We start from the raw sequence: 20816 nt of genomic DNA, 5'->3' as shown, positions 1-20816 counted from the left end.
TCAGCCTACTGGCCCGCCACGGACAGCACCCGCTCGGCCACATCGTGATCGTTTCCCGAGAACCAGTGGATCCGGCCGTCCCGGCGGAACCAGGATCGTTGCCTGCGAACGAATCGGCGCGTGGCCTGTTTCGTCGCCGCGGCCGCCGCGTCGAAGTCCGAATCAGCGTCGAGCGCCTCGAGCACCTGCTGGTAGCCCAGCGCCCGCGACGCCGTTTTACCTTCCCGCAGTCCCCTGCCGATCAGCGCGCGCACCTCGTCCACCAGACCGGCCGCGAACATGCGGTCGACGCGGGTGTCCACGCGCCGGTCCAGCTCCTCGACGTCGCGGTCGATGCCGATCATTACGGTTCCATAGCGAGCAGGACCCGGTTTGGGCATCGATGCGGAGAACGGCTCGCCGGTGATCTCGATGACCTCCAGCGCGCGCACGATCCGGCGCGTGTTCGACGGCAGAATCGCCTCGGCCGCCACCGGGTCCAGGCTCCGCAGCCGGGCGTGCATCTCGACCGGCCCGATCTGCGTGGCCTCGGCCTCCAGCCGGGCGCGAACGGCCGGATCGGTGCCGGGGAAGCGCAAATCGTCGAGCACCGCCTGGACGTAGAGCCCGGAACCACCCGCGAGCACCGGCACCTTTCCCGCGGCGAGCAGCCGCTCGATGACCGCACGCGCGTCGCGCTGATAGGCGGCGACCGAGGCCGTCTCGGTCACCTCCAGCACGTCGAGCAGGTGATGCGGAACACCACGCCGTTCCTCGGCCGTGACCTTGGCGGTGCCGATGTCCATCCCGCGGTAGAGCTGCATCGCGTCGGCGTTGACCACCTCGCCGCCCAGCTGGAGCGCCAGCCGCACGGCCAGCTCGGACTTGCCGGTGGCGGTGGGCCCGACGACGGCGATGGCGGTCCTCATCCGCGCTCCCAGACGGCCACGTGGTAGCCGACGCCGAAGGGCGCGGCCGAGTAGAGCAGCTCGCCCTGCCAGCCGCCACCGGTGCCGGCCAGCACCTGCCACGGCACCCGGCCGCCCGCGCCCAGCTCGCCGGCCAGCGCCGGGTCGACCGCCAGCAGCGCCTCGCTGTCGGCCCTGGCCAGCGCCTTGGCTATCGCCTCGTCGAAACCCGGAGCGCGCTCGTCCTCGCTGCCGGGAGATTTGGGTCCGTGCCGGTTCGACCCGTCGCCGAGCACGAGCAGTCCGACACCCTCTCGGTCCGCGAGCTCGGCGCCGATCCGCGCGCAGTCCGCCGGTCCGGTGTCGTCGGCGACCAGCCGCGCCTGCACCTCCGCCGCACCGGCCACCTCGCGCAGCCAGCCCCCGATCAGCGCGGGCAGCGGCAGCACCTGCTCGTCGTGATCACCCTCCGAAAGGCCAACCCGCAGGTCGACGCCATAACCGCGGAACGAACCGGCGACGGCGGGTCCCACGATCAGGTTGTCGGAGTGGGCACCCACAGCGACCCACCGATCACCGAGACGGCGGACGGCGGACGAGCACGCCTCCCGCAGCGCGGCGAGTTCCGGGGCGGGCCCCGGCGAGATTTCGGGCACCAGCAGCGGGGCGTGTGGCACCACGACGGCATGCGTGATCACACTGGTCGAGGTTACCGGGCGCAGGTGATCACACCGCTCCCACAGCCCCGGGCAGTAGAATCACCCGCTCCAACCGCCGCACCGAGTACCACAAGCCGCGCTGAACTGCTTCAATGCGGCGAGGGGGTCGGAACACCCCGACGAGTTCGACACCCGCACCACCCGGCCCCACCCACAGGTGGGGCGCCCGCCACCGCGGCGGGCCGACAGGCATAAGGAGCCTGCGATGGCCGACGAGACAGAGACCGGCACCCCGGCGCCGCACAAGATGCCGCATGCGCACGCACCGGCCGCGCCGCCGGTGCCCCCGGCCGAACCGCACCCGTCCAAGTGGGGCCGGGTTGACGAGGAGGGCAACGTCTACGTCCGGACTGCGGACGGGGAGCGCACCGTAGGGGTCTGGCAGGCGGGTACCGCCGAGGAAGGACTGCTGCACTACGCCAGGCGATTCGACGATCTGCGCACCGAGGTCGAGCTGCTGGAGACCCGGCTCAACTCGGGCGCCGGCGATCCGAAGCACGCGCTGAGCACCGCCACCCAGCTGCGGGACAGCCTCGCCGACGCGGCCGTCGTCGGCGACCTGGCCGCGCTCGGCGCCCGGCTCGACCAGATCGTGTCGCACGCCGAGCGCGCGCTGGCCGACGCCAAGCACGAGCGCGAGGAAGCCCGGTCCGCCGCGATCGGGCGCAAGCAGGCGCTGGCCGAGGAGGCCGAGCAGATCGCCGCCGAATCGACCCAGTGGAAGGCGGCGGGCGACCGGCTGCGCTCGATTCTCGACGAGTGGAAGACCATCAAGGGCGTCGACCGCAAGACCGACGACGAGCTGTGGAAGCGGTTCTCCAAGGCGCGTGAGTCGTTCAACCGCCGGCGTGGTTCGCACTTCGCGGAGCTGGACAAGCAGCGCGCCGCGGCGAAGTCCCGCAAGGAAGAGCTGATCGCCGAGGCCGAGTCGCTGGTCGACTCGACGGAGTGGGGCCCGACGGCGGGCCGGTACAAGGAACTCATGTCGGAGTGGAAGGCCGCGGGCCGCGCTCCGAAGGAGACCGACGACGCGTTGTGGCAGCGTTTCCGAGCCGCGCAGGACAAGTTCTTCGCGCGGCGTTCGGCGGTGTTCAACGAGCGGGACGCGGAGTTCGCGCAGAACGCCACGAAGAAGGAGGAGCTGCTCGCCGAGGCCGAGAAGCTCGACCCGTCGGCCAACCTCGACGCCGCGAAGGCGCACCTGCGCAGGCTGCAGGAGCAGTGGGACGAGGTCGGCAAGGTGCCGCGCGAGCGGATCCGGGAGCTGGACGGCCGGTTGCGGGCGGTGCAGGACAGGATCCGCGAGGTCGAGGACCGGCGGTGGCGCCGCACCGACCCGGAGGCGCAGGCGCGCGTGAACCAGTTCCGCGAGCGGGTCGCCCAGTTCGAGTCGCAGGCGGAGAAGGCGCGCGCCGCGGGCGACGAACGGCGGGCGAAGAAGGCCGAGGAGCAGGCCGCCCAGTGGCGTGAGTGGATGCAGGCCGCCGAGCAGGCGGTCGCGGACCGGTAAGACGGCGGGACCGGCGCCGCGAGGCGCCGGTCCCGGAACGCGCATCACTCGGCGGTTTCCTTGTGGAACCGGCCGTCCTTCATGATGTAGTGCAGTTTGTCCTTGTCCTGCAGGACGGTTATGTCGGCGAGCGGGTCGCCGTCGACGAGGAGCAGATCGGCGAGGTAGCCGGGCTGGACCTTGCCGAGCTCGTCCGGCCGCAGCATGATCTCGCCGCCTTGCGCTGTCGCGGCGAGGATCGCTTCCATCGGCGTGAACTCGAAGCGTTCGACGAAGTGCTGCAGGTCGCGGGCGTAGGTGCCGTGCGGGGTCCAGGCGAAACCGTAGTCGCCGCCGGGCAGCACGCGAATACCGCGCCGGTGCATTTCGATCATGGCGGCGGTGGCCATCTCCAGTTCCCGTTTGTAGCCCGCGGCTTCGGCGGCCTCCTGCGGATAACCGAAGTCGGCGGCCTCGTAGAGGGTCGCGACCAGCCAGTTGACGCCGGGTGCGACGAAGACCCGATCCTTGGCGGCTTCGAGCATGTCCATGCCTTCGTCGTCGGTGAAGCTGGCGTGGTAGACGATGTCGACGCCGTGGCGGACGCACATCTTGACGCTTTCGGCGCTGCGCGCGTGGGCGCAGACGCGCTTGCCGCGGCGGTGCGCCTCGGCGACGGCGGCGGCGACCTCCTCGTCGGACATGTAGGTGTCCTCGGCACGCTTTGTGCCGGTGATCTCCTCGCCGGTCATGGACAGCTTGATCTGGTCCACACCGATTTCGATCAGCCGCCGCACGGTCTTGCGCATTTCCTCCGGCCCGTCGGCGAACCAGGTGATGCCCTTGACCAGTTCGCCGCCGGTGACCGCGATTTCGGGCCCGTTGGCCAGATAGCGCGGCCCGGGAAAACGACCGGCGTTGATGACGTCGCGGCAGACGACGTCGAGGCGGTCCTTCGCGGAGGCCGCGCCGAGGCACATGGTGTAGCCGGAGTCGATGTAGGAGCGAGCCGACTCGATCGCGAACAGCAGGTGTTCTTCCACCGGCAGGGCGGCAAGGCCGTCGAGGTCACCGCTGTTGTTCCAGGTGAAATGCGTGTGCGCGTCGCACAATCCGGACATGAGGGTGCGGCCACGGCCCTCGATCACGCGGGCGTTGTCGGCGGCACCGGCATCGACGGTGCCGACGGCGACGATGCGGTCGTGGTCGATCAGTACGTCACCCCGGTACGGGTCGGCGCCGGTGGAGTCCAGAACAGACACGTCGCGGAACAGGGTCTTGTTCGCCGGGACGGACATGGCGGTTCTCCTCGTCGTTGAGGTTCGTTGTGGTTACAGGAATTTCGACAGCTGGTCGGTGGTGTCGCGGGCGGCTTCGAGTGCGGTCCAGTGGCCGACGCCGGGCAGGATCGTCACCGTCGCGTCGCCGTGCGCGGCGGCGAGCGCCTCACTGACCGCGGGTGGCCCGACCTTGTCGTCGGTGCCGGTGACCAGAAGCAGCGGCAGATCGGCCGGGACCGGACCGGGATCGGTGGCGCCGGCGAGGGCCTCGCAGTTGCGGGCGTAGCCCTCGGGGTCCTGGCGCATCACCAGTTCCCGCACGAACGCGGCGACTTCCGGTTTGTCACGGCGGGTCGCCGCGGACAGGGCGTTGGCCACCACGCCGGGTGCGACGGCGGCGGTGCCCTGCTCGCGCAGTACGGCGGCGCGGTCGCGCTGCGCCTGCCTGCCCGCGTCGGCGGGTTCGGCGACCGCACCCAGCAGTGCGAGCGCGCGCACCCGTCCCGGATGGCGTGCCGCGAGCGTCCGCGCGACGAGAGTGCCCATCGAGTGCGCGACCACCGCGGCGGAGGTGACGCCGAGCGCGTCGAGCACGGCGACGAGGTCGTCGGCGTGGGATTCGATGCTGATCCCGTCGCGCACGCCGGAGCGGCCGGCACCCGCGGAATCGACCCGGATCACCCGGAACCGCTCGGCCAGGGCGTCGGCCTGCACCTGGTAGAAGTTCGACGTGCCACCGAGCCCGTGCACCATCAGCACGGCCGGGCCGTCCCCGTCGGTCTCGACCCCCAGTTCGGTGCCGTTGATCTTCACGCGCATTCTCCTTTCCTGTCAGGCGATCCGGTTGCGGAGCCGGCCGAGCCCGGTGATCGAGACCTCGACGACGTCGCCGCTGCGCAGGAACTGCGGCGGCTCGAAGCCGATGCCGACTCCGGCGGGCGTGCCGGTCGCGATGATGTCGCCGGGCAGCAGCGTGATCCCCGCCGACAACGTCGCGATCAGCTCCGGGATGTCGAAGATCAGGTCCTTGACCGGTGCCAGTTGCCGGGTCTGCCCGTTGACGGTGGTTTCCAGCTCCAGCCCGGCCACGTCGGGGATCTCGTCGGCGGTCACCGCGTACGGGCCCATCGGGCAGTGCGTGTCCAGCGACTTGCCCAGCAGCCACTGCTTGTGGTCGCGCTGCAGGTCGCGCGCGGTCACGTCGTTGACGATCGTGTAGCCCCACACGTGCGCGAACGCGTCCTCCCTGCTGATCGCCCTGCCCCCTCGGCCGATGATCACCGCGAGTTCGCCCTCGTAGTCCAGTTCGCTCGTCACGCCGTGATGCGGCAAGACATCGTCGAACGGGCCGGTCACCGATGTGGTCGCCTTGGAGAACACGATCGGCTTGTCCGGCAGGTCCTCGGATCGACTCGGCGTGTCGTAGCCGCTGCGCCCGAACTCCGCCACGTGCTCGCGATAGTTCTTGCCCACGCAGAAGACGTTGCGCCGCGGCACCGGGATCGGGGCCCGCAATCGCACCGACGTCAACGGGACGGCCGGCAGCGCGGCGCTCTGTTGCGTCAGCACGGGCCCCAGCTCGTCCCATCCCGCCACGACGTCGAGCACACCTGCCCCGGCCGGAAGCAGCTCACTCACGTCGCGCACCACACCGCTCCCGGCGTCGGCGACGCCGATCCGGTCCCCCGCTCCCGCGGAGAAGGTCACCAGCTTCATCCCGAACCAATCCTGACCAATTTCTACCAAGTCTGACCAGGATGACCGTACGCTCTCGAGGATCACGTGTCGAGAGCAGGGAAACATCTGGTTCGATCTGGCTTTATTGGTCTTAATTGGTCATCTCGCGTGGGGTATGATCGGCGCATGACGACGGTCGAGCGATCCCTGCGCGCCCTGGTCTCCGCGGGCACTCGCGACGGCACGCTCAGCCCCGGCGCGAAGCTGCCCACCGAACGGGACCTGGTCGAGCGGCTCGCCGCGCCGCGCAGCGCCGTCCGTCGCGCACTGGAAGCCCTCGAACGTGACGGCCTCGTGGAGCGTCACGTCGGTCGCGGAACGTTCCTCACCGACGCCGTCATTTCCCAGGTCGAGGGCGCCCCCGCCAACACCAGCCCGGCCGAGATCATGCAGGTCCGGCAACTGCTCGAACCGCAGGTCGCCACGCTCGCCGCCCGCGTCGCGACACAGGCCGACCTGGACCGCATCACCGCCGCCCTCGGCGGCGGTGGCGCGGCCGGGGACTTCGAGGGCTTCGAACGCTGGGACGCCACCCTGCACCGCGCGATCGCCACCGCGGCACACAACGGGCTGCTCATGAACATGTTCGAGCTCATGAACACCGCCCGCTCACTTCCGGTGTGGGGCAATCTCAAACGCCGCACCTCGACACCGGAACTGCGGGCCTGCTACCACCGTGAACACACCGACATCGTCGACGCGCTCCGCGACCGCGATCCCGAAGGCGCCGGGGACGCGATGCGCCGGCACCTCCAGCACGTCGCCGACACCCTTCTCGGCCGCACCTGAAGACCGCGGATAACGGCAATGTCGCTGTCAGATCACCATCAGGTATAGCGATAAGCCGATCCGCGAACCAGCACGTACACACCGGTAAGAGCGGCCAGCCCGCCCGCCACACCGAGAATCACCGGCGGCAGGGCCACGTGGCTGAGCAACGAGAACACGTACGGCGCGCAGAACCCGACGTAGGTCAGCGCCCAGTAGATCGACGAGAGCCTGGCCAGTCCGGACGGCGGCGCGATCTTGCCGATCTCGGTCAGCCCGAACGTCACGCACAGCCCGTATCCGACGCCGAGCAACAGGTCCGCGACGAGCGCGACCAGCGGCTGCCCCGACCATGCCGCCAGCGCGCCGACGAGCATGCCCGCGGCCACCGACCCCAGCCCGGTCACCGCGACCACCAGCACGCCGCGCTCGGCGAGCCGCCGCCCCACCGGCTGAATCAGCAACCCGGCGCCGAGCACGGCCGCGATGGCCAGCCCGGCGAACGCGGTCTCGTAACCGGCGAGGCCGCGCTCCACCAGGCTCGGCAACACCGCGAACCCGGTACTGGGCGCGGCGAACACCCACAACGCGACCGGCACGACCAGCCGCCGGAACCGCGGATCCCGCAGACCGATCGGGCCGCGCCGCGCAGGCTTCCCCGACCGCGTCTCCGGCAATGCCCACGCGAAGGCGATCGCCACCACGGACAGCACGAGATGCGGCACGTACGCGGCGGCCAGGCTGATCCACTGCGCCAGCACCGCCGCGACCAGGCCGCCGACGCCGAATCCTGCCGACAGCAGCAGGCTCGCCCGCCGCGCGCCCGCACCCGGCAGCGCGTGCGGATCGTAGGGCGGCTGCGACAGCTCCTTGACCCACGTACTGCCCGCGGCGAGCACGGCACCGGTCGCCACGCCCGAGCCGAACCGGCCCACGCCCAGCAGCACGGTCTGGTCCCCCATCAGGGCCACCGTCGACAACAGCGACACCCCGACCGCCCCGAGCATCGCCGGGCGCCGTCCGAACGCGTCCGCGCCCGGCCCGCCCAGCAGCAGCCCGGGAATCATGCCCGCGACATAGATCGCGAACAGCCCGGTCACGGTCGTCGCCGACAGGGCGAGCTCCGCCCGGTACGCGCCGAGCAACGGCGAGAACTGGTTGGCGCCCCATCCCGCGGCCGCCATCAGCAGCGCCGCGCGCAGCCAGCCGAGCCTCGTCTCCACCTGCTGCCCCTGTGCTACGAGCATGTCGCCATTAGAGGCCACGCCACGACCCTGGCGGTACGCCCGTTCACGTTTCCCGAACGAGATTGGCCTGCGCTTGCCCCCGCGTCGTACCGTCGACAACCGTGGACCTCCGTCGGCTTTCGTCGTTTCTCGCGGTGGCCGAGGAACGACACTTCGGCCGCGCGGCCGCCCGGCTGTTCCTGTCGCCGTCGGCGCTGACCGCGCACATCCAGCGCCTCGAACGCGAGGTCGGCGCGGAGCTGTTCAACCGTAACCCCGTCTCGCTGACCCCCGCCGGGGAACGGTTCGCGCGGCACGCCCGCGCACTGCTCGACGCGGTGAACACCGCGCTCGACGACGTCGCGAACGAACCCGTCACCGACACCCTGCGGATCGGCGTGATGGGCCACGGCTCGGCGGAGCTGACCCCGGCCGTCATCAACGCGTTCCGCCAGGCCAGCCCGGAGACGCGGCTGGTGCTCGAACCACTGACCTTCACCGAGCACACCAGCGCGCTGCTGGCCTGCCGGGTGGACGTGGCGTTCGTGCGGCCCGCCGTGTCCGACGAGCGCATCGCCGTCGACGTGCTCACGCGAGAACAGCGGATCGTCGTGGTGCCGGCGCGTTCGGAGCTGGGCCAGGCCACCGCGCTCGAGGTCGCCGACGTGCTGGAACTGCCGTTCGTGACCGTGCCGCCGTACACGCCGCGGCCGTTCACCGACTACCTGTACTTCACCGAGGCACGCGGCGGGGAGCCGCCCAGGCGCGGCCCGGATCACGCCGTGACCCCGCACGAGGTGCTCACCAGCGTGTCGGCGGGCCGCGGCGCGGGGTCGGCGCTGAAGTCCTTCGAGCGCTACTACCACTGGCCGGGAACGGTGTGCGTGCCCGTGGTGGACGCGCCGTGGGAGCACAGCGTGCTGGCCACCCGCGCCGACGACACGAGCCCGTCCGTACGGCTCTTCCGCAAGCTGGCGACCACGCTGGCCGCCCATTTCCCCGACCGGCCGTAACAACGGGTCAGGTGCGCGAGAAGGCGGTGCGCATCCAGTTGCCCGCCAGCAGCACCATCGCCGCCAGCGCGACGATCATCCCGATGCCCGGCCCCGCGCCGGCGACGTTGTTACCGCCGCCGGACTGCTGCGACCAGATCGCAAGCAGGCCGTCCACCGAGGAGAACCAGCCGCCGATCGCGCAGACCCACGTCATCCACCAGCGGCGGGTGGTCAGCGCGAGCACCGAGCACAGCACGCCGATCAGGGTGGAGGTGGCCGCGAACAACTGCGGGATCGGGCCGCCCTGGCCGAACAGCACCTGCCAGCCGACGTGATCGCCGACCCACGGCAGGATCTGCCCGACGATCAGCACGAACACCAGGATCGAGAGCACGAATCCCCGGCGCCCCAGCTCCACGGTGCGCGAGGCCTTGGTGACGACGGTGTCGACGTCCTCGGCCAGCCGGTCGAGGTCGGTTCCGTTGCCGTTGGGCACGTCGTTCATGAGTTCCTCCCGGCGGGTTTACCGAAGGACGGCAGCCCGAGGCTGACGCCGTCGGTCTTCGGCCGCAGCCCGGCCTCCACGTTGTCGCCGGCGCGCGTGCGCCGGTGCGCGACGACGTCCCCGTCCGCCACGAGGTGGTGCGGGGCGCCGTAGGTGACGACGGTTTCCACGATGTCGCCGGGCCGGATGCCGCGGTCGACGGCCGGGCCGGCCGGCGTGAAGTGCACCAGCCGCCCGTCGCGGGCGCGGCCGCTCATCCGCCGCGTCTCGGCGTCCTTGCGGCCCTCGCCGGTGGCGACCAGCAGCTCGACCTTGCGTCCGACGAGTTTCCTGTTCTCCTGCCAGGCGATGTCGTTCTGCAGCTCGACGAGCCGGTCGTAGCGTTCCTGCACGACCTGCTTGGGCAGCTGGCCGTCCATTCCGGCGGCCGGAGTGCCGGGCCTCTTGGAGTACTGGAACGTGAACGCGCTGGAGAACCGCGCCTCGCGCACCACGTCCAGCGTCGCCTGGAAGTCCTCCTCGGTCTCGCCGGGGAAGCCGACGATGATGTCTGTGGTGATGGCCGCGTCCGGCATCGCCGCCCGCACCTTGTCCAAAATGGACAGATAGCGGCTCGACCGGTAGGAGCGCCGCATTTCCTTGAGCACGCGGTCGGAACCGGACTGCAGCGGCATGTGCAGCTGGTGGCACACGTTCGGCGTTTCGGCCATCGCGTCGATGACGTCCTCGGTGAACGCGGCCGGATGCGGCGAGGTGAACCGCACGCGCTCCAGCCCGTCGACCGATCCGCAGGCCCGCAGCAGCTTGCCGAACGCGAGCCGGTCGCCGAACTCGACGCCGTAGGAGTTGACGTTCTGGCCCAGCAGGGTCACCTCGAGCACGCCCTCGGCGACCAGCGCCTCGACCTCCGCCAGGATCTCGCCGGGCCTGCGGTCACGTTCCTTGCCGCGCAGCGCCGGGACGATGCAGAACGTGCAGGTGTTGTTGCAGCCCACCGAGATCGACACCCAGCCCGAGTAGGCCGAGTCGCGGCGGGCGGGCAGCGTGGAGGGAAAGGTCTCCAGCGATTCGAGGATCTCGACCTCGGCCTCGGCGTTGTGCCGGGCGCGCTCGAGCAGAACCGGCAGCGAGCCGAGGTTGTGGGTGCCGAACACGACGTCGACCCACGGCGCACGCTTGACGATCTCGCCGCGGTCCTTCTGCGCGAGGCAGCCGCCGACGGCGATCTGCATGCCGGGATTCGCATCCTTGGCGGGGCGCAGGTGGCCGAGCGTGCCGTACAGCTTGTTGTCGGCGTTCTCGCGGACCGCGCAGGTGTTGAACACGACGAGATCGGGCGCACCGCCCTCGGGCGCGGGCACGTAGCCCGCCTGCTCCAGCTGCCCGGCGAGGCGCTCGGAGTCGTGCACGTTCATTTGACACCCGAACGTGCGGATTTGGTAAGTTCTCTCGACATCTGCCGTGTTCATCGGCTACCAGGGTAAACCTGGGCGATCGCGGCCGGTTTACAAGCCCAGATGCACGCGCAGCGCCTGGTCGAGCTTGTCCATGATCATCGCGGGCAGCTGCCCCACCTTGCGCCCGATCCGCTCCACCGACACCGACCGCACCTGCTCGGCCTGCGCCTTCGAATCGGTCTTCAGCCCGCAGTCGGCGGCCTGCAGCCGCACCTGGAACGGGTAGACGCGCGCGACGTTCGACGTGACCGGCACGACTGTGACCACGCCGCGGCCGAGCCTCGTGGCCACCGCGTTCGCCCCGTCGTTGCTGACGATCACCGCCGGCCTCGTCTTGTTGGATTCCGCCCCGCGCACCGGGTCGAGACTGACCATGCGGATCTCGCCACGCCGCATCAGCCGGCCGCCACCCCGTCAGCGACGACGGCGTCCCACGCCTGTTCCTCGTCGCCGGCCCATTCCTCCCACGCCGCCTGGTAGGCGTCCTCGAGCTGGGAGGCGCGCAACAGGTCGATCGCCTGGTGCAGCACCGCCGACCGCGAGCCGGCGCTGGTACGGGCCGCGTACTCGTCGAGGAAGGCCACGTCCTCCTCACCCAGGCTCACACTCAGTTTCATACCAATGATGCTACCCCCGGTGCTACTTCGATGCCACCCTGCTGAGCTCGATGCTGATGGCTACAGTGAGCGCGACCTGGTGTCGTAGATGACGCTTAGGTTGCCTTTTGTTCAGATTGACGGGCACCTGCCGACTCCTCGGTGTTAGATCGCGGGGTGAGCCAGGCTATGGAGGACCTATGAGCACAGCGACGCCGGCGCCACCGATGATCCGGGCGGCGGGCGTGAACAAGTTCTTCGGCGACCTGCACGTGCTGAAGGACATCAACATCGAGGTGCCGCGCGGCCAGGTCGTCGTGGTGCTGGGGCCCTCGGGTTCGGGCAAGTCCACGCTGTGCCGCGCGATCAACCGGCTGGAGCCGATCAACTCCGGCGAGATCGCGGTGGACGGCAAACCGCTTCCGGCGGAGGGTAAGGCGCTCGCGGCACTGCGCGCCGACGTCGGGATGGTTTTCCAGTCGTTCAACCTCTTCGCGCACAAGAGCATCGTCGAGAACGTGATGCTCGCGCCGGTCAAGGTCCGCAAGCTCTCCTCCGCCGAGGCACGCAAGAACGCGATGGAGCTGCTGGACCGCGTCGGCATCGCCAACCAGGCGCAGAAGTACCCGGCCCAGCTTTCCGGTGGCCAGCAGCAGCGGGCGGCGATCGCGCGTGCGCTGGCGATGAAACCGAAGGTGATGCTGTTCGACGAGCCGACCTCGGCGCTGGACCCCGAAATGGTGCAGGAAGTGCTCGACACCATGACCGGCCTCGCGGCCGACGGCATGACCATGCTCGTGGTGACCCACGAGATGGGCTTCGCCCGCCGCGCCGCGCACCGCGTGGTGTTCATGTCGGACGGGGAGATCGTCGAGGACGCCACGCCGGACGACTTCTTCACGAAGCCGAAGTCCGACCGCGCGAAGGACTTCCTCGGCAAGATCCTCACTCACTAGTAATACGCGGCGCGCGGGCGCCGCCTCACCCAGGAAGCAGGGGAGTTCGAATGAAGATCCGCACCCTGGCGGCAGGGCTGCTGGTCGGCGCGCTCGCGCTGACCGCATGCGGTAAGGAAGGGTCGCCCTCCGGGGGCACCGGAGCCTCGGGCGGCGCGCAGCCCCCGACCTACACGGTGGCGTCCAATGTGGACGTGGCGGGCTCGCCGACCTTCGCCAAGATCAAGAGCAAGGGCGGCCTCACCATCGGGGTGAAGGACGACCAGCCGGGTCTCGGCCTCAAGGACCTGACCACCGGCAAGTACTCGGGCTTCGACATCGAGATCGCCAAGATGGTCGCCGCGGGTCTCGGCTTCGACGAAAGCAAGATCACCTACAAGACCGTCGACTCCAGCGCCCGCGAGGCCGCGATCGCCAACGGCGACGTCGACTACTACGTCGGCACCTACACGATCACCGACAAGCGCAAGCAGCAGGTTTCGTTCGCGGGCCCGTACTTCCAGGCCGGCCAGGACCTGCTGGTGCGCAAGGACGACAACTCGATCACCGGCCCGCAGAGCCTGAAGGGCAAGAAGGTCTGCTCGGTCACCGGTTCGACCCCGATCCAGCGTGTGCGCGACCAGGGCCTGACCGAGCCGCAGAACATCGTCGAGTTCCAGAAGTACTCGCAGTGCGTGGAGAAGCTGGGCACCAAGGAGGTGGACGCCGTCACCACCGACGACGCGATCCTCAAGGGCTTCGCCGCGCAGGACCCGGACACGCTGAAGGTCGTCGGCAAGCCGTTCTCGCAGGAGCCCTACGGCGTCGGCCTGAACAAGGACGACTCGGCGCTACGCGGCAAGATCGACGATCTGCTGCAGGCCGCGATCGACAACGGCACCTGGCAGAAGATCTACGACTCCACCCTGGGCAAGTCCGGCTCGGCCGCGACTCCGCCCGCCATCCAGCGGTACTGAGTTCCTCACCTGAAGCCGGTGGGTGCGCTCGTCGCGCCCACCGGCTCCCTACTTCGACACAGCATCCGGCATTCGGGAAGGCCCGATGGACGTCCTGCTCGACAATCTGGACCTCTACGGTCCGTTCTTTCTGACCACGATCAAGCTGTTCCTGATCTCCGGCGCGGCCAGCCTCGTCTTCGGCACCTTCCTGGCCATGCTGCGGGTGAGCCCGGTCCCGGTGTTCCGCGCGGTCGGAACCGTCTACGTGACCGTGGTCCGCAACACGCCGCTGACGCTGGTGTTCGTGTTCTTCGTGTTCGCCTACCCCTACCTGCAGATCAAGACCTTCGAGTACTTCACCTACGCGGTGATCGCGCTGACGGTCTACACCTCGGCGTTCATCTGTGAGGTGGTCCGCTCCGGCATCAACACGGTGCCGGTGGGCCAGGCCGAGGCGGCCCGCGCGCTGGGGCTGAGCTTCAACCAGGTGCTCGGCCAGGTCGTGTTGCCGCAGGCGGTGCGCTCGGTGGTGCCGCCGCTGGTGAGCACGCTCATCGCGTTGCTGAAGAACACCACGATCGCCGCCGGGTTCTCGGTCGCCGAGGCCGGCGCGATCCGCCAGTACCTGTCCGAACGCGGTGAGAACCAGCTGATCGGCCTGCTGTGGGTCGCGCTCGGCTTCATCATCCTGGTCGCGATCCTGTCGGTGCTGCAGCGAGCCCTCGAGAAGCGCTGGAGCGTGGCGCGATGAGCAATGTCCTCTTCGATGTGCCGGGCCCCAAGGCCCGCATGCGCTACCGCGGGCTGGCGGTGCTCGGTGCCCTGATCGTCGTCGCGATCCTCGCCTACATCGTCTGGCGGTTCTACGACAGCGGGCAGTTCAGCGCCCGCAAGTGGGAGTGGCTGCAGTACAAGCAGGTTCAGCAGGACCTCGCCAACGCGGTGCTCAGCACGCTGAAGGCGTTCGCGCTCGGTGCGCTGCTGGCGCTGATCTTCGGCGCGGTGTTCGCGGCGGGGCGGCTGTCCGACCACGCGTGGGTGCGCGGGGTCTCGGTGGCGGTCGTCGAGTTCTTCCGCGCGATCCCGTTGCTGGTCCTGATGTTCCTGTTCTACTACGGCCTTCCCGCGCTGGGCGTGAAGATGACTCCGTATCTCGCCGTGGTCCTCGGCCTGACGCTGTACAACGGCTCGGTCCTGGCGGAGGTGTTCCGCGCCGGCATCCAGGCGCTGCCCAAGGGCCAGAGCGAGGCCGCGTACGCGCTGGGTATGCGCAAGACGCAGGTGATGTTCCTCGTCCTGATCCCGCAGGCGATCCGCGCCATGCTGCCGACGATCATCAGCCAGCTGGTGGTGCTGCTGAAGGACAGCGCGCTCGGCTTCCTGGTGACCTATCAGGAACTGCTGTACTACGCGCGGTCGGTGTCCACCCAGACCACGTTCGGCCTGCCGAGCGTGCCCTCGACGATGGTCGTCGCCGTCATCTACATCGCGCTGTGCCTGTTGCTGACGGCACTGGCGACGTTCCTGGAACGTCGGCAGCGGCGCAGCAAGAAGCATCTGCCCCCGGCCGGCGCCAAGGCCGACGAGGCAGCCCTCGAACCGGTCCTGTAAGGCATCGAACGGCGAAGCGCCCGGTCACCTCGCGAAGGTGGCCGGGCGCTTCGCCGTGCAGCTTCAGCCCGAGCAGAGCCAGTCCAGCACGACGGCCGCGGTCCAGGACTGCTCGGTGCTGCCCAGCGGCTCACCCGTGAAGGGCTGGTAGTACTCGCCGAACGAGCCGTCGTCGGTCAGCCGGATCCCGCCGTCGCGCATCCGGCGGGCCCGTTCATGCCAGCCGCGGCGTTCGAAAGCCCAGCCGAACAGCCAGACCACCACCGGCCACTGTGGACCCCGCCAGTACTGTCTCGGGTTGAAACCCGGCCGCATCGGCGAAACCGACGGCGGCACCGGGGCCAGCAGGTCCGGGTGCCCGCACCAGCGGTCGCTGTCCAAAAGCGACAACAGCTGCAGCTGCACGTCGTCGGGCGCTCCGCCGCACAGCAGCGGCGAGAACCCAGCGATGGTCTGCGTGTCGAGCCAGCGGCTGGCCCGCAGATCGCGGTCACGCGCCATCCCGGACACGCTGTGGCAGCTTCCGGCCACGGCCTGCCGCGCGTTCGCCGCCCACTCGGCCAGATCACGCAGCTGCTCCCCGGACTGCCCGAACTCCTTGCCGAGTTCGACCAGAACGTCGCAGGACACCGCGAACAACGCGGTGATGAACACGTCGCCGACCAGGAAGCTGGAGTTCTCCACGATCGTGCGCTGGTCGTAACCGGCGCGGCGCATCTCCTCGATCAGCCACAGGTACCGGTCGTACTCGCGGTCGGTGGGCCGCTCGCTCGGATCGCCGACGACACGGACGTCCTTGCGCACATAGGGCGGCAGGCCCGCACCCGGATGCACCGCGTCGTAGGGCACGTCCCAGCGCGGCGAATTGTCCATTCCGGACTCCCAGCCGTGCACGATCGCGACCAGCCCGGCCGAACCCGGCGTGCGGTACTCCACCAGCCAGCGGTGCCACGCGTAGAGCTTCGGCCAGATCCCGCGCACGAACCGTTCGGCATCGGCGCGCTCGTTCGGCGAGGACCGGCGGGCGATCTCCAGCACCCGCTGCACCGCGATGGCGTGCACCGGCGGCTGGCAGATACCCGACGTCCGCACGTTGCTCGGCCCGTCCTGGGCGTTCTCGGTGCCCCACCGGTCCGGGCCCGGGAAGTACGCGTCCGCTTCGGTGAACACGATGTGCGGCACCATGCCGTTGCGCCACTGGGCGCGGAACAGGGTCTCCAGCTCGGTGATCGCGCGGCGCACGTCGAGCCGGGCGAGCCCGATCGAGATGAACGCGGCGTCCCAGCTCCACATGTGGGGGTAGAGTTTCGGCGCGGCCGTGATGACGGCGCCCGTGTCGTTGTCCCGCAGCACCCTGGCCGCCCGCGCGGCCAGCGTCGGCTCGCTGTAGCGCACCGGCGGTCTGTCGCCCGAGGCCTCCGCCGAACTCGTGACGTCCACCGTCATTCTCTCGCCTCCAGCGGTTCGAACACCTCGACCGCGCAGCGCAGCCCCGTTTCCCCGGCGTCGGCGCCGTCGTGCGCAGCAAGGTGACCGCGAAAGCCCGTGTCGCCGAGCGAGGTCAGCAGTGCGGAGACGTCCTCGAAGTCCTCGCCCGCCAGCGGCGCAAGGTCACTGTGCGAGCTGCCGAACAGGCGCCGGGATGGGCCGCTGCGGGGCAGTCGCGCCGTGCGCATCCGAGTCACTCCGGTTTCGTTCTTGTTGAGACTTCTGTCAGACTATTGAACATAAGTCCCCGGGAGAGACCCTGTCAACATGCGAACGCCTCCGCCGACCTCCGCCGGTCACATCCTCGCGGCGCTGCGTGCCGAGGGACCCCTCACGCGGCAGGAGCTGCAGGACCGCACCGGCCTGTCCCGGGTGACGATGGTCGAACGGCTCGACACGTTGCAGCGGCTGGGGCTGCTCCGGCAGACGGGTCACCGCGCCTCCAGCGGCGGCCGTCCGGCCGAGATGCTCGCGGCCAACGACGTGGGACGCACGGCGCTGGTCGCCGACGTCGGGCAGCGGCACGCGACGATCGCGGTGGTCGATCTGGCGGGCACCGTGTTCGCGCAGGTGCACCGGCCGCTGCCGGTCGGGCACCGGCCGCACGAGACGCTGTCGTTCCTGCTCGGCACCGGGCGCGAGCTGCTGGCCGAGACCGGGCGGGTGGACAGCCTGTGCGCGTTCGGGTTGAGCGTGCCGGGCCAGATCGACCACGAGCGGGGCACGACGATCGCGCCGCCCACGATGGCGGAGTGGAAGGACGTCCGGCTGCGCGAGGCGTTCAGCGACGAGCTGTCGGTGCCGGTATTGCTGGAGAACGACGCGAACGCGCTGGCCTTCGGCGCGTACTGCGATCTGGGACGGCCGGAGGCGGCGCTGGTCGGGGTCAAGGTGGGCACCGGCATCGGCGCCGGCCTGGTGATCTCGGGGCGCACGCACCGGGGCGAGACGTCCTCGGCGGGCGAAATCGGGCACATCCGCATCGAGGGCAGGGACCAGCGATGCGACTGCGGCAGGCGGGGCTGCGTGTCGGCGATCGCGAGCGGGCAGGCGGTGATCCGTGAGCTGCGGCCGACCGGTGTGCGCAGCGCCGAGGACGTGGTGCGGCGCGTGCGGGCGGGTAATCCCGAGGCCGGGCGCGTGGTCGCGGCGGCCGGGCGGCAGGTCGGCACCGTGCTGGCGACCGTCGTGACCATCGTCAACCCGCGGTATGTCCGCGTCGGGGGCGCGATCGGCGTGCTGCCGCCTTTTCTGGACGCGTTGCGCTCGACGGTGCTGGAGAACGCGCACACGAGCGCGCTGGAGGGGCTCAGCGTCGAGGCGTGCGTGCTCGGCTCGAACACGACCCTGGCCGGAGTGGCGGGCCTGGTCGCGGACGAGATGCTCTCGCCGGCGGCCGTGGACGCGCTCGTGGCGCAGCCGTAGCCGACCGGCAAAGCGGCACGGCTCACACGTTCTGGTTCGCGTGAGCCGTGCCGGGGAGGAAAGACTAGTTCTTCTTGCGGCGGAACAGGTTCGTGCCCAGCCAGACCAGCGGGTCGTACTTGCGGTCGGCCACGCGCTCCTTCATCGGGATCAGCGCGTTGTCGGTGATGTGAATGCCTTCCGGGCACACCTCGGTGCAACATTTGGTGATGTTGCAGTACCCGAGCCCGTGCTCGGACTGCGCGGACTCGCGCCGGTCGGCCACGTCGAGCGGGTGCATCTCCAGCTCCGCGATCCGCATCAGATACCGGGGGCCCGCGTAGTCCTTCTTGTTGTCCTCGTGGTCACGCACCACGTGGCAGGTGTTCTGGCACAGGTAGCACTCGATGCACTTGCGGAACTCCTGCGACCGCTCGACGTCGACCTGCTTCATCCGGTACTCGCCCGGCTTCAGGTTCTCGGGCGGCGTGAACGAAGGGATCTCCCGTGCCTTGGTGTAGTTGTACGACACGTCGGTCACGAGATCGCGGATCACCGGGAACGTGCGCATCGGCGTGACCGTGATGACCTCGTCCTCGGCGAAGGTCGACATGCGGGTCATGCACAGCAGTTTCGGCCGCCCGTTGACCTCCGCCGAACACGAACCGCACTTGCCCGCCTTGCAGTTCCACCGCACCGCGAGATCCGAGGCCTGGGTGGCCTGCAGCCGGTGGATGATGTCGAGCACGACCTCGCCCTCGTTGACCTCGACGGTGAAGTCCTGCAGCTGCCCGGAATCGGCGTCTCCGCGCCACACCCGGAAGTTCGCCTTGTAACTCACGCCTTCCTCCCCGGGTGATCGACGAGTTCGTCCTCGGTGTAGTACTTCTCCAGTTCCGGCAGCTCGAACAGCTCCAGCAGGTCCGGCCGCATCGGCTCCTGGTCCTTCGGCGTCACGGTGACCGTCGGCGCCATCGGATCCTGCCCGGACGCCGAGCACACCAGCAGTCTGTTGCGCCAGTGCGAATCCATCTGCGGATGGTCGTCACGCGTGTGCCCGCCACGGCTTTCCGTGCGCAGCAGCGCCGCCCGCGCGACGCATTCGCTGACCACCAGCATGTTCCGCAGATCCAGCGCGAGGTGCCAGCCGGGGTTGAACTGCCGGTGCCCCTCGACGGTCAGGTTGCCGATCCGCGACTTGATCTCGTCCAGCTTCGCCAGCGCCTGCTTGATCTCTTCCGCCTTGCGGATGATGCCGACCAGGTCGTTCATCGACTGCTGCAGCTCGTTGTGCAGCGTGTACGGGTTCTCCTCCGTTCCGGAACCTGGCGGGTCGAACGGCGACAGCGCCGTCTTCGCCGCCTTGTCCACATCGGACTGCGAGATCGCCGGCCGCTCCTCGAGGGATTCCACATAGGATGCGGCACCGAGCCCGGCGCGGCGGCCGAACACCAGCAGGTCCGACAGCGAGTTGCCGCCGAGCCGGTTGGATCCGTGCATCCCGCCGGAGCACTCCCCTGCCGCGAACAACCCGGGCACGCTGGAGGACGCGGTGTCGGGGTCGACCTCGATCCCGCCCATCACGTAGTGGCAGGTGGGGCCGACCTCCATCGGCTCGGCCGTGATGTCCACATCGGCCAGTTCCTTGAACTGGTGGTACATCGAGGGAAGCCGCCGCTTGATCTCCTCCGCGGTGAGCCTGCTCGCGATGTCGAGGTACACCCCGCCGTGCGGCGAACCGCGGCCCGCCTTGACCTCGGCGTTGATCGCGCGCGCCACCTCGTCGCGTGGCAGCAGATCGGGCGTGCGGCGGTTGTTCTCCTGGTCGGTGTACCAGCGGTCGGCCTCTTCCTCGCTTTCGGCGTACTGGCCCTTGAACACGTCCGGCACGTATTCGAACATGAACCGCTTGCCCTCGGAGTTCTTCAGCACCCCGCCGTCGCCGCGCACGCCCTCGGTCACCAGGATGCCCTTGACGCTGGGCGGCCAGACCATGCCGGTCGGGTGGAACTGGACGAACTCCATGTTGATCAGCGTCGCCCCGGCGCGAAGCGCGAGCGCGTGCCCGTCGCCGGTGTACTCCCACGAGTTCGACGTGACCTTGAACGACTTGCCGATGCCGCCGGTGGCGAGCACCACGGCGGGCGTCTCGAACAGGATGAAGCGGCCGCTCTCCCGCCAGTACCCGAACGCGCCCGCGATCCGCCCGCTCTCGGTGAGCAGATCGGTGATCGTGCATTCGGCGAAGACCTTCAGCTTGGCCTCGTAGTCGCCGTAGCGTTTGAGGTCTTCCTGTTGCAGCGAAACGATTTTCTGCTGCATCGTGCGGATCAGCTCGAGCCCGGTGCGGTCGCCGACGTGCGCCAGCCGCGGGTAGGTGTGCCCGCCGAAGTTGCGCTGGCTGATCCGGCCGTCGGCCGTGCGGTCGAACAGGGCGCCGTAGGTTTCCAGCTCCCACACCCGGTCCGGCGCTTCCTTCGCGTGCAGCTCGGCCATCCGCCAGTTGTTGAGGAACTTGCCGCCGCGCATGGTGTCGCGGAAGTGCACCTGCCAGTTGTCGTTGGAGTTGACGTTGCCCATGGACGCCGCGCAGCCGCCCTCGGCCATGACCGTGTGGGCCTTGCCGAACAGCGATTTGCAGACCACCGCGACGGAGAGCCCGCGTTGTCTGGCTTCGATGACGGCCCGCAGACCGGCGCCACCCGCGCCGATCACCACCACGTCGTAGTTGAGCCGTTCCACCTCAGTCATGCGAAAAAG

General features: G+C 69.5%; 22 protein-coding genes. 8 read left to right on the top strand and 14 right to left on the bottom strand.

Annotated features, from left to right (window positions below; genetic code table 11):
* Positions 1-5 precede the first annotated feature (5 nt).
* The gene (gene miaA, locus HFP15_RS08660) at positions 6-908 is read right to left on the bottom strand and encodes a tRNA (adenosine(37)-N6)-dimethylallyltransferase MiaA (RefSeq protein WP_168513410.1); all 903 of its coding nucleotides are present in this window, start codon (positions 906-908) and stop codon (positions 6-8) included.
* Positions 905-1585, bottom strand: a complete 681-nt coding sequence (locus HFP15_RS08655) for a class III extradiol dioxygenase subunit B-like domain-containing protein (RefSeq protein ID WP_168513390.1) — start codon at positions 1583-1585, stop codon at positions 905-907. The genes miaA and HFP15_RS08655 overlap by 4 nt, the downstream gene beginning before the upstream one ends.
* 226 nt (positions 1586-1811) lie before the next feature.
* On the opposite strand from HFP15_RS08655, the gene HFP15_RS08650 reads away from it, so the two are divergent.
* Positions 1812-3116, top strand: coding sequence for a DUF349 domain-containing protein (locus HFP15_RS08650; RefSeq protein ID WP_168513388.1), 1305 nt, complete (start codon positions 1812-1814; stop codon positions 3114-3116).
* Between the two features lie 44 nt (positions 3117-3160).
* Here HFP15_RS08650 and HFP15_RS08645 read toward each other — a convergent pair whose 3' ends face one another.
* From HFP15_RS08645 to HFP15_RS08635, 3 genes are read right to left on the bottom strand one after another with little or no spacing between them, the layout of a single operon-like run.
* Complete coding sequence (locus tag HFP15_RS08645; RefSeq protein WP_168513386.1) at positions 3161-4393, bottom strand: metal-dependent hydrolase family protein; 1233 nt, start codon at positions 4391-4393, stop codon at positions 3161-3163.
* Positions 4394-4426: 33 nt separating this feature from the next.
* Positions 4427-5188, bottom strand: a complete 762-nt coding sequence (locus tag HFP15_RS08640) for an alpha/beta fold hydrolase (RefSeq protein ID WP_210716953.1) — start codon at positions 5186-5188, stop codon at positions 4427-4429.
* 18 nt (positions 5189-5206) lie between these two features.
* Positions 5207-6091 carry a fumarylacetoacetate hydrolase family protein gene (locus tag HFP15_RS08635; RefSeq protein WP_168513382.1) on the bottom strand — a complete coding sequence of 295 codons (885 nt, stop codon included), beginning with the start codon at positions 6089-6091 and terminating at the stop codon, positions 5207-5209.
* A gap of 147 nt (positions 6092-6238) precedes the next feature.
* Here HFP15_RS08635 and HFP15_RS08630 point away from each other — a divergent pair, with 147 nt between their 5' ends.
* Positions 6239-6901 carry a FadR/GntR family transcriptional regulator gene (locus HFP15_RS08630; protein WP_168513380.1) on the top strand — a complete coding sequence of 221 codons (663 nt, stop codon included), beginning with the start codon at positions 6239-6241 and terminating at the stop codon, positions 6899-6901.
* Positions 6902-6939: 38 nt separating this feature from the next.
* Here HFP15_RS08630 and HFP15_RS08625 read toward each other — a convergent pair whose 3' ends face one another.
* Positions 6940-8127 carry an MFS transporter gene (locus HFP15_RS08625; RefSeq protein WP_168513378.1) on the bottom strand — a complete coding sequence of 396 codons (1188 nt, stop codon included), beginning with the start codon at positions 8125-8127 and terminating at the stop codon, positions 6940-6942.
* A 101-nt stretch (positions 8128-8228) separates the two neighbouring features.
* Between HFP15_RS08625 and HFP15_RS08620 the strand changes: the two genes are divergently transcribed.
* Positions 8229-9119: a LysR family transcriptional regulator gene (locus HFP15_RS08620; RefSeq protein WP_168513376.1), complete on the top strand. Its 891-nt coding sequence runs from the start codon at positions 8229-8231 to the stop codon at positions 9117-9119.
* A 7-nt stretch (positions 9120-9126) separates the two neighbouring features.
* Here HFP15_RS08620 and HFP15_RS08615 read toward each other — a convergent pair whose 3' ends face one another.
* Genes HFP15_RS08615 through HFP15_RS08600 form a run of 4 tightly spaced genes read right to left on the bottom strand, consistent with a single transcriptional unit; the run spans position 9127 to position 11680 of the window.
* Positions 9127-9606: an Rv2732c family membrane protein gene (locus HFP15_RS08615; protein WP_168513374.1), complete on the bottom strand. Its 480-nt coding sequence runs from the start codon at positions 9604-9606 to the stop codon at positions 9127-9129.
* Positions 9603-11075 carry a tRNA (N6-isopentenyl adenosine(37)-C2)-methylthiotransferase MiaB gene (gene miaB, locus HFP15_RS08610; RefSeq protein ID WP_168513372.1) on the bottom strand — a complete coding sequence of 491 codons (1473 nt, stop codon included), beginning with the start codon at positions 11073-11075 and terminating at the stop codon, positions 9603-9605. The genes HFP15_RS08615 and miaB overlap by 4 nt, the downstream gene beginning before the upstream one ends.
* A gap of 36 nt (positions 11076-11111) precedes the next feature.
* Positions 11112-11459, bottom strand: a complete 348-nt coding sequence (locus tag HFP15_RS08605) for a type II toxin-antitoxin system PemK/MazF family toxin (protein ID WP_168513370.1) — start codon at positions 11457-11459, stop codon at positions 11112-11114.
* Positions 11459-11680, bottom strand: a complete 222-nt coding sequence (locus tag HFP15_RS08600) for a DUF8778 family protein (RefSeq protein ID WP_168513368.1) — start codon at positions 11678-11680, stop codon at positions 11459-11461. Before HFP15_RS08600 ends, HFP15_RS08605 begins: the two co-directional genes overlap by 1 nt.
* 206 nt (positions 11681-11886) lie before the next feature.
* On the opposite strand from HFP15_RS08600, the gene HFP15_RS08595 reads away from it, so the two are divergent.
* The 4 genes from HFP15_RS08595 (at position 11887) to HFP15_RS08580 (ending at position 15164) form a co-directional block, all read left to right on the top strand.
* Positions 11887-12615 carry an amino acid ABC transporter ATP-binding protein gene (locus HFP15_RS08595; protein WP_210716975.1) on the top strand — a complete coding sequence of 243 codons (729 nt, stop codon included), beginning with the start codon at positions 11887-11889 and terminating at the stop codon, positions 12613-12615.
* A 50-nt stretch (positions 12616-12665) separates the two neighbouring features.
* The gene (locus HFP15_RS08590; protein ID WP_168513364.1) at positions 12666-13571 is read left to right on the top strand and encodes a glutamate ABC transporter substrate-binding protein; all 906 of its coding nucleotides are present in this window, start codon (positions 12666-12668) and stop codon (positions 13569-13571) included.
* Between the two features lie 85 nt (positions 13572-13656).
* Positions 13657-14304 carry an amino acid ABC transporter permease gene (locus HFP15_RS08585; RefSeq protein ID WP_168513362.1) on the top strand — a complete coding sequence of 216 codons (648 nt, stop codon included), beginning with the start codon at positions 13657-13659 and terminating at the stop codon, positions 14302-14304.
* On the top strand, positions 14301-15164 hold the full coding sequence (locus HFP15_RS08580) for an amino acid ABC transporter permease (protein ID WP_168513360.1): 864 nt from the start codon (positions 14301-14303) through the stop codon (positions 15162-15164). Before HFP15_RS08585 ends, HFP15_RS08580 begins: the two co-directional genes overlap by 4 nt.
* 63 nt (positions 15165-15227) lie before the next feature.
* On the opposite strand, the gene ggh is transcribed toward HFP15_RS08580, so the two are convergent.
* Together ggh and HFP15_RS08570 are read right to left on the bottom strand one after the other, a co-directional pair.
* Positions 15228-16610 (bottom strand): glucosylglycerate hydrolase, encoded by a 1383-nt coding sequence (gene ggh / locus HFP15_RS08575; protein ID WP_168513358.1) that lies wholly within the window; start codon positions 16608-16610, stop codon positions 15228-15230.
* Positions 16607-16840 carry a hypothetical protein gene (locus tag HFP15_RS08570; RefSeq protein ID WP_168513356.1) on the bottom strand — a complete coding sequence of 78 codons (234 nt, stop codon included), beginning with the start codon at positions 16838-16840 and terminating at the stop codon, positions 16607-16609. The genes ggh and HFP15_RS08570 overlap by 4 nt, the downstream gene beginning before the upstream one ends.
* A 79-nt stretch (positions 16841-16919) precedes the next feature.
* Between HFP15_RS08570 and HFP15_RS08565 the strand changes: the two genes are divergently transcribed.
* Positions 16920-18077: an ROK family transcriptional regulator gene (locus tag HFP15_RS08565; RefSeq protein ID WP_168513354.1), complete on the top strand. Its 1158-nt coding sequence runs from the start codon at positions 16920-16922 to the stop codon at positions 18075-18077.
* A 64-nt stretch (positions 18078-18141) separates the two neighbouring features.
* Here the strand turns inward: HFP15_RS08565 and HFP15_RS08560 are convergent, their stop codons facing one another.
* Together HFP15_RS08560 and HFP15_RS08555 are read right to left on the bottom strand one after the other, a co-directional pair.
* The gene (locus HFP15_RS08560) at positions 18142-18897 is read right to left on the bottom strand and encodes a succinate dehydrogenase/fumarate reductase iron-sulfur subunit (RefSeq protein ID WP_168513352.1); all 756 of its coding nucleotides are present in this window, start codon (positions 18895-18897) and stop codon (positions 18142-18144) included.
* Positions 18894-20807, bottom strand: a complete 1914-nt coding sequence (locus HFP15_RS08555; RefSeq protein ID WP_168513350.1) for a fumarate reductase/succinate dehydrogenase flavoprotein subunit — start codon at positions 20805-20807, stop codon at positions 18894-18896. The genes HFP15_RS08560 and HFP15_RS08555 overlap by 4 nt, the downstream gene beginning before the upstream one ends.
* Positions 20808-20816: the final 9 nt, after the last annotated feature.

The organism is Amycolatopsis acididurans, assembly GCF_012328925.1.
Taxonomy (GTDB): Bacteria; Actinomycetota; Actinomycetes; order Mycobacteriales; family Pseudonocardiaceae; genus Amycolatopsis_E; species Amycolatopsis_E acididurans.
Note: the sequence above shows the minus strand (reverse complement) of the source record. Positions and strands in the feature narration are given on the sequence as shown.

What these genes read in the sequence shown, in the direction of transcription:
- miaA (WP_168513410.1), bottom strand. Translation starts at nt 908, where the DNA reads ATGAGGACCGCCATCGCCGTCGTCGGGCCCACCGCCACCGGCAAGTCC.
- HFP15_RS08650 (WP_168513388.1), top strand. Translation starts at nt 1,812, where the DNA reads ATGGCCGACGAGACAGAGACCGGCACCCCGGCGCCGCACAAGATGCCG.
- HFP15_RS08645 (WP_168513386.1), bottom strand. Translation starts at nt 4,393, where the DNA reads ATGTCCGTCCCGGCGAACAAGACCCTGTTCCGCGACGTGTCTGTTCTG.
- HFP15_RS08635 (WP_168513382.1), bottom strand. Translation starts at nt 6,091, where the DNA reads ATGAAGCTGGTGACCTTCTCCGCGGGAGCGGGGGACCGGATCGGCGTC.
- HFP15_RS08630 (WP_168513380.1), top strand. Translation starts at nt 6,239, where the DNA reads ATGACGACGGTCGAGCGATCCCTGCGCGCCCTGGTCTCCGCGGGCACT.
- HFP15_RS08625 (WP_168513378.1), bottom strand. Translation starts at nt 8,127, where the DNA reads ATGCTCGTAGCACAGGGGCAGCAGGTGGAGACGAGGCTCGGCTGGCTG.
- HFP15_RS08615 (WP_168513374.1), bottom strand. Translation starts at nt 9,606, where the DNA reads ATGAACGACGTGCCCAACGGCAACGGAACCGACCTCGACCGGCTGGCC.
- miaB (WP_168513372.1), bottom strand. Translation starts at nt 11,075, where the DNA reads ATGAACACGGCAGATGTCGAGAGAACTTACCAAATCCGCACGTTCGGG.
- HFP15_RS08605 (WP_168513370.1), bottom strand. Translation starts at nt 11,459, where the DNA reads ATGCGGCGTGGCGAGATCCGCATGGTCAGTCTCGACCCGGTGCGCGGG.
- HFP15_RS08600 (WP_168513368.1), bottom strand. Translation starts at nt 11,680, where the DNA reads ATGAAACTGAGTGTGAGCCTGGGTGAGGAGGACGTGGCCTTCCTCGAC.
- HFP15_RS08595 (WP_210716975.1), top strand. Translation starts at nt 11,887, where the DNA reads ATGATCCGGGCGGCGGGCGTGAACAAGTTCTTCGGCGACCTGCACGTG.
- HFP15_RS08590 (WP_168513364.1), top strand. Translation starts at nt 12,666, where the DNA reads ATGAAGATCCGCACCCTGGCGGCAGGGCTGCTGGTCGGCGCGCTCGCG.
- HFP15_RS08585 (WP_168513362.1), top strand. Translation starts at nt 13,657, where the DNA reads ATGGACGTCCTGCTCGACAATCTGGACCTCTACGGTCCGTTCTTTCTG.
- HFP15_RS08580 (WP_168513360.1), top strand. Translation starts at nt 14,301, where the DNA reads ATGAGCAATGTCCTCTTCGATGTGCCGGGCCCCAAGGCCCGCATGCGC.
- ggh (WP_168513358.1), bottom strand. Translation starts at nt 16,610, where the DNA reads ATGACGGTGGACGTCACGAGTTCGGCGGAGGCCTCGGGCGACAGACCG.
- HFP15_RS08570 (WP_168513356.1), bottom strand. Translation starts at nt 16,840, where the DNA reads ATGCGCACGGCGCGACTGCCCCGCAGCGGCCCATCCCGGCGCCTGTTC.
- HFP15_RS08565 (WP_168513354.1), top strand. Translation starts at nt 16,920, where the DNA reads ATGCGAACGCCTCCGCCGACCTCCGCCGGTCACATCCTCGCGGCGCTG.
- HFP15_RS08555 (WP_168513350.1), bottom strand. Translation starts at nt 20,807, where the DNA reads ATGACTGAGGTGGAACGGCTCAACTACGACGTGGTGGTGATCGGCGCG.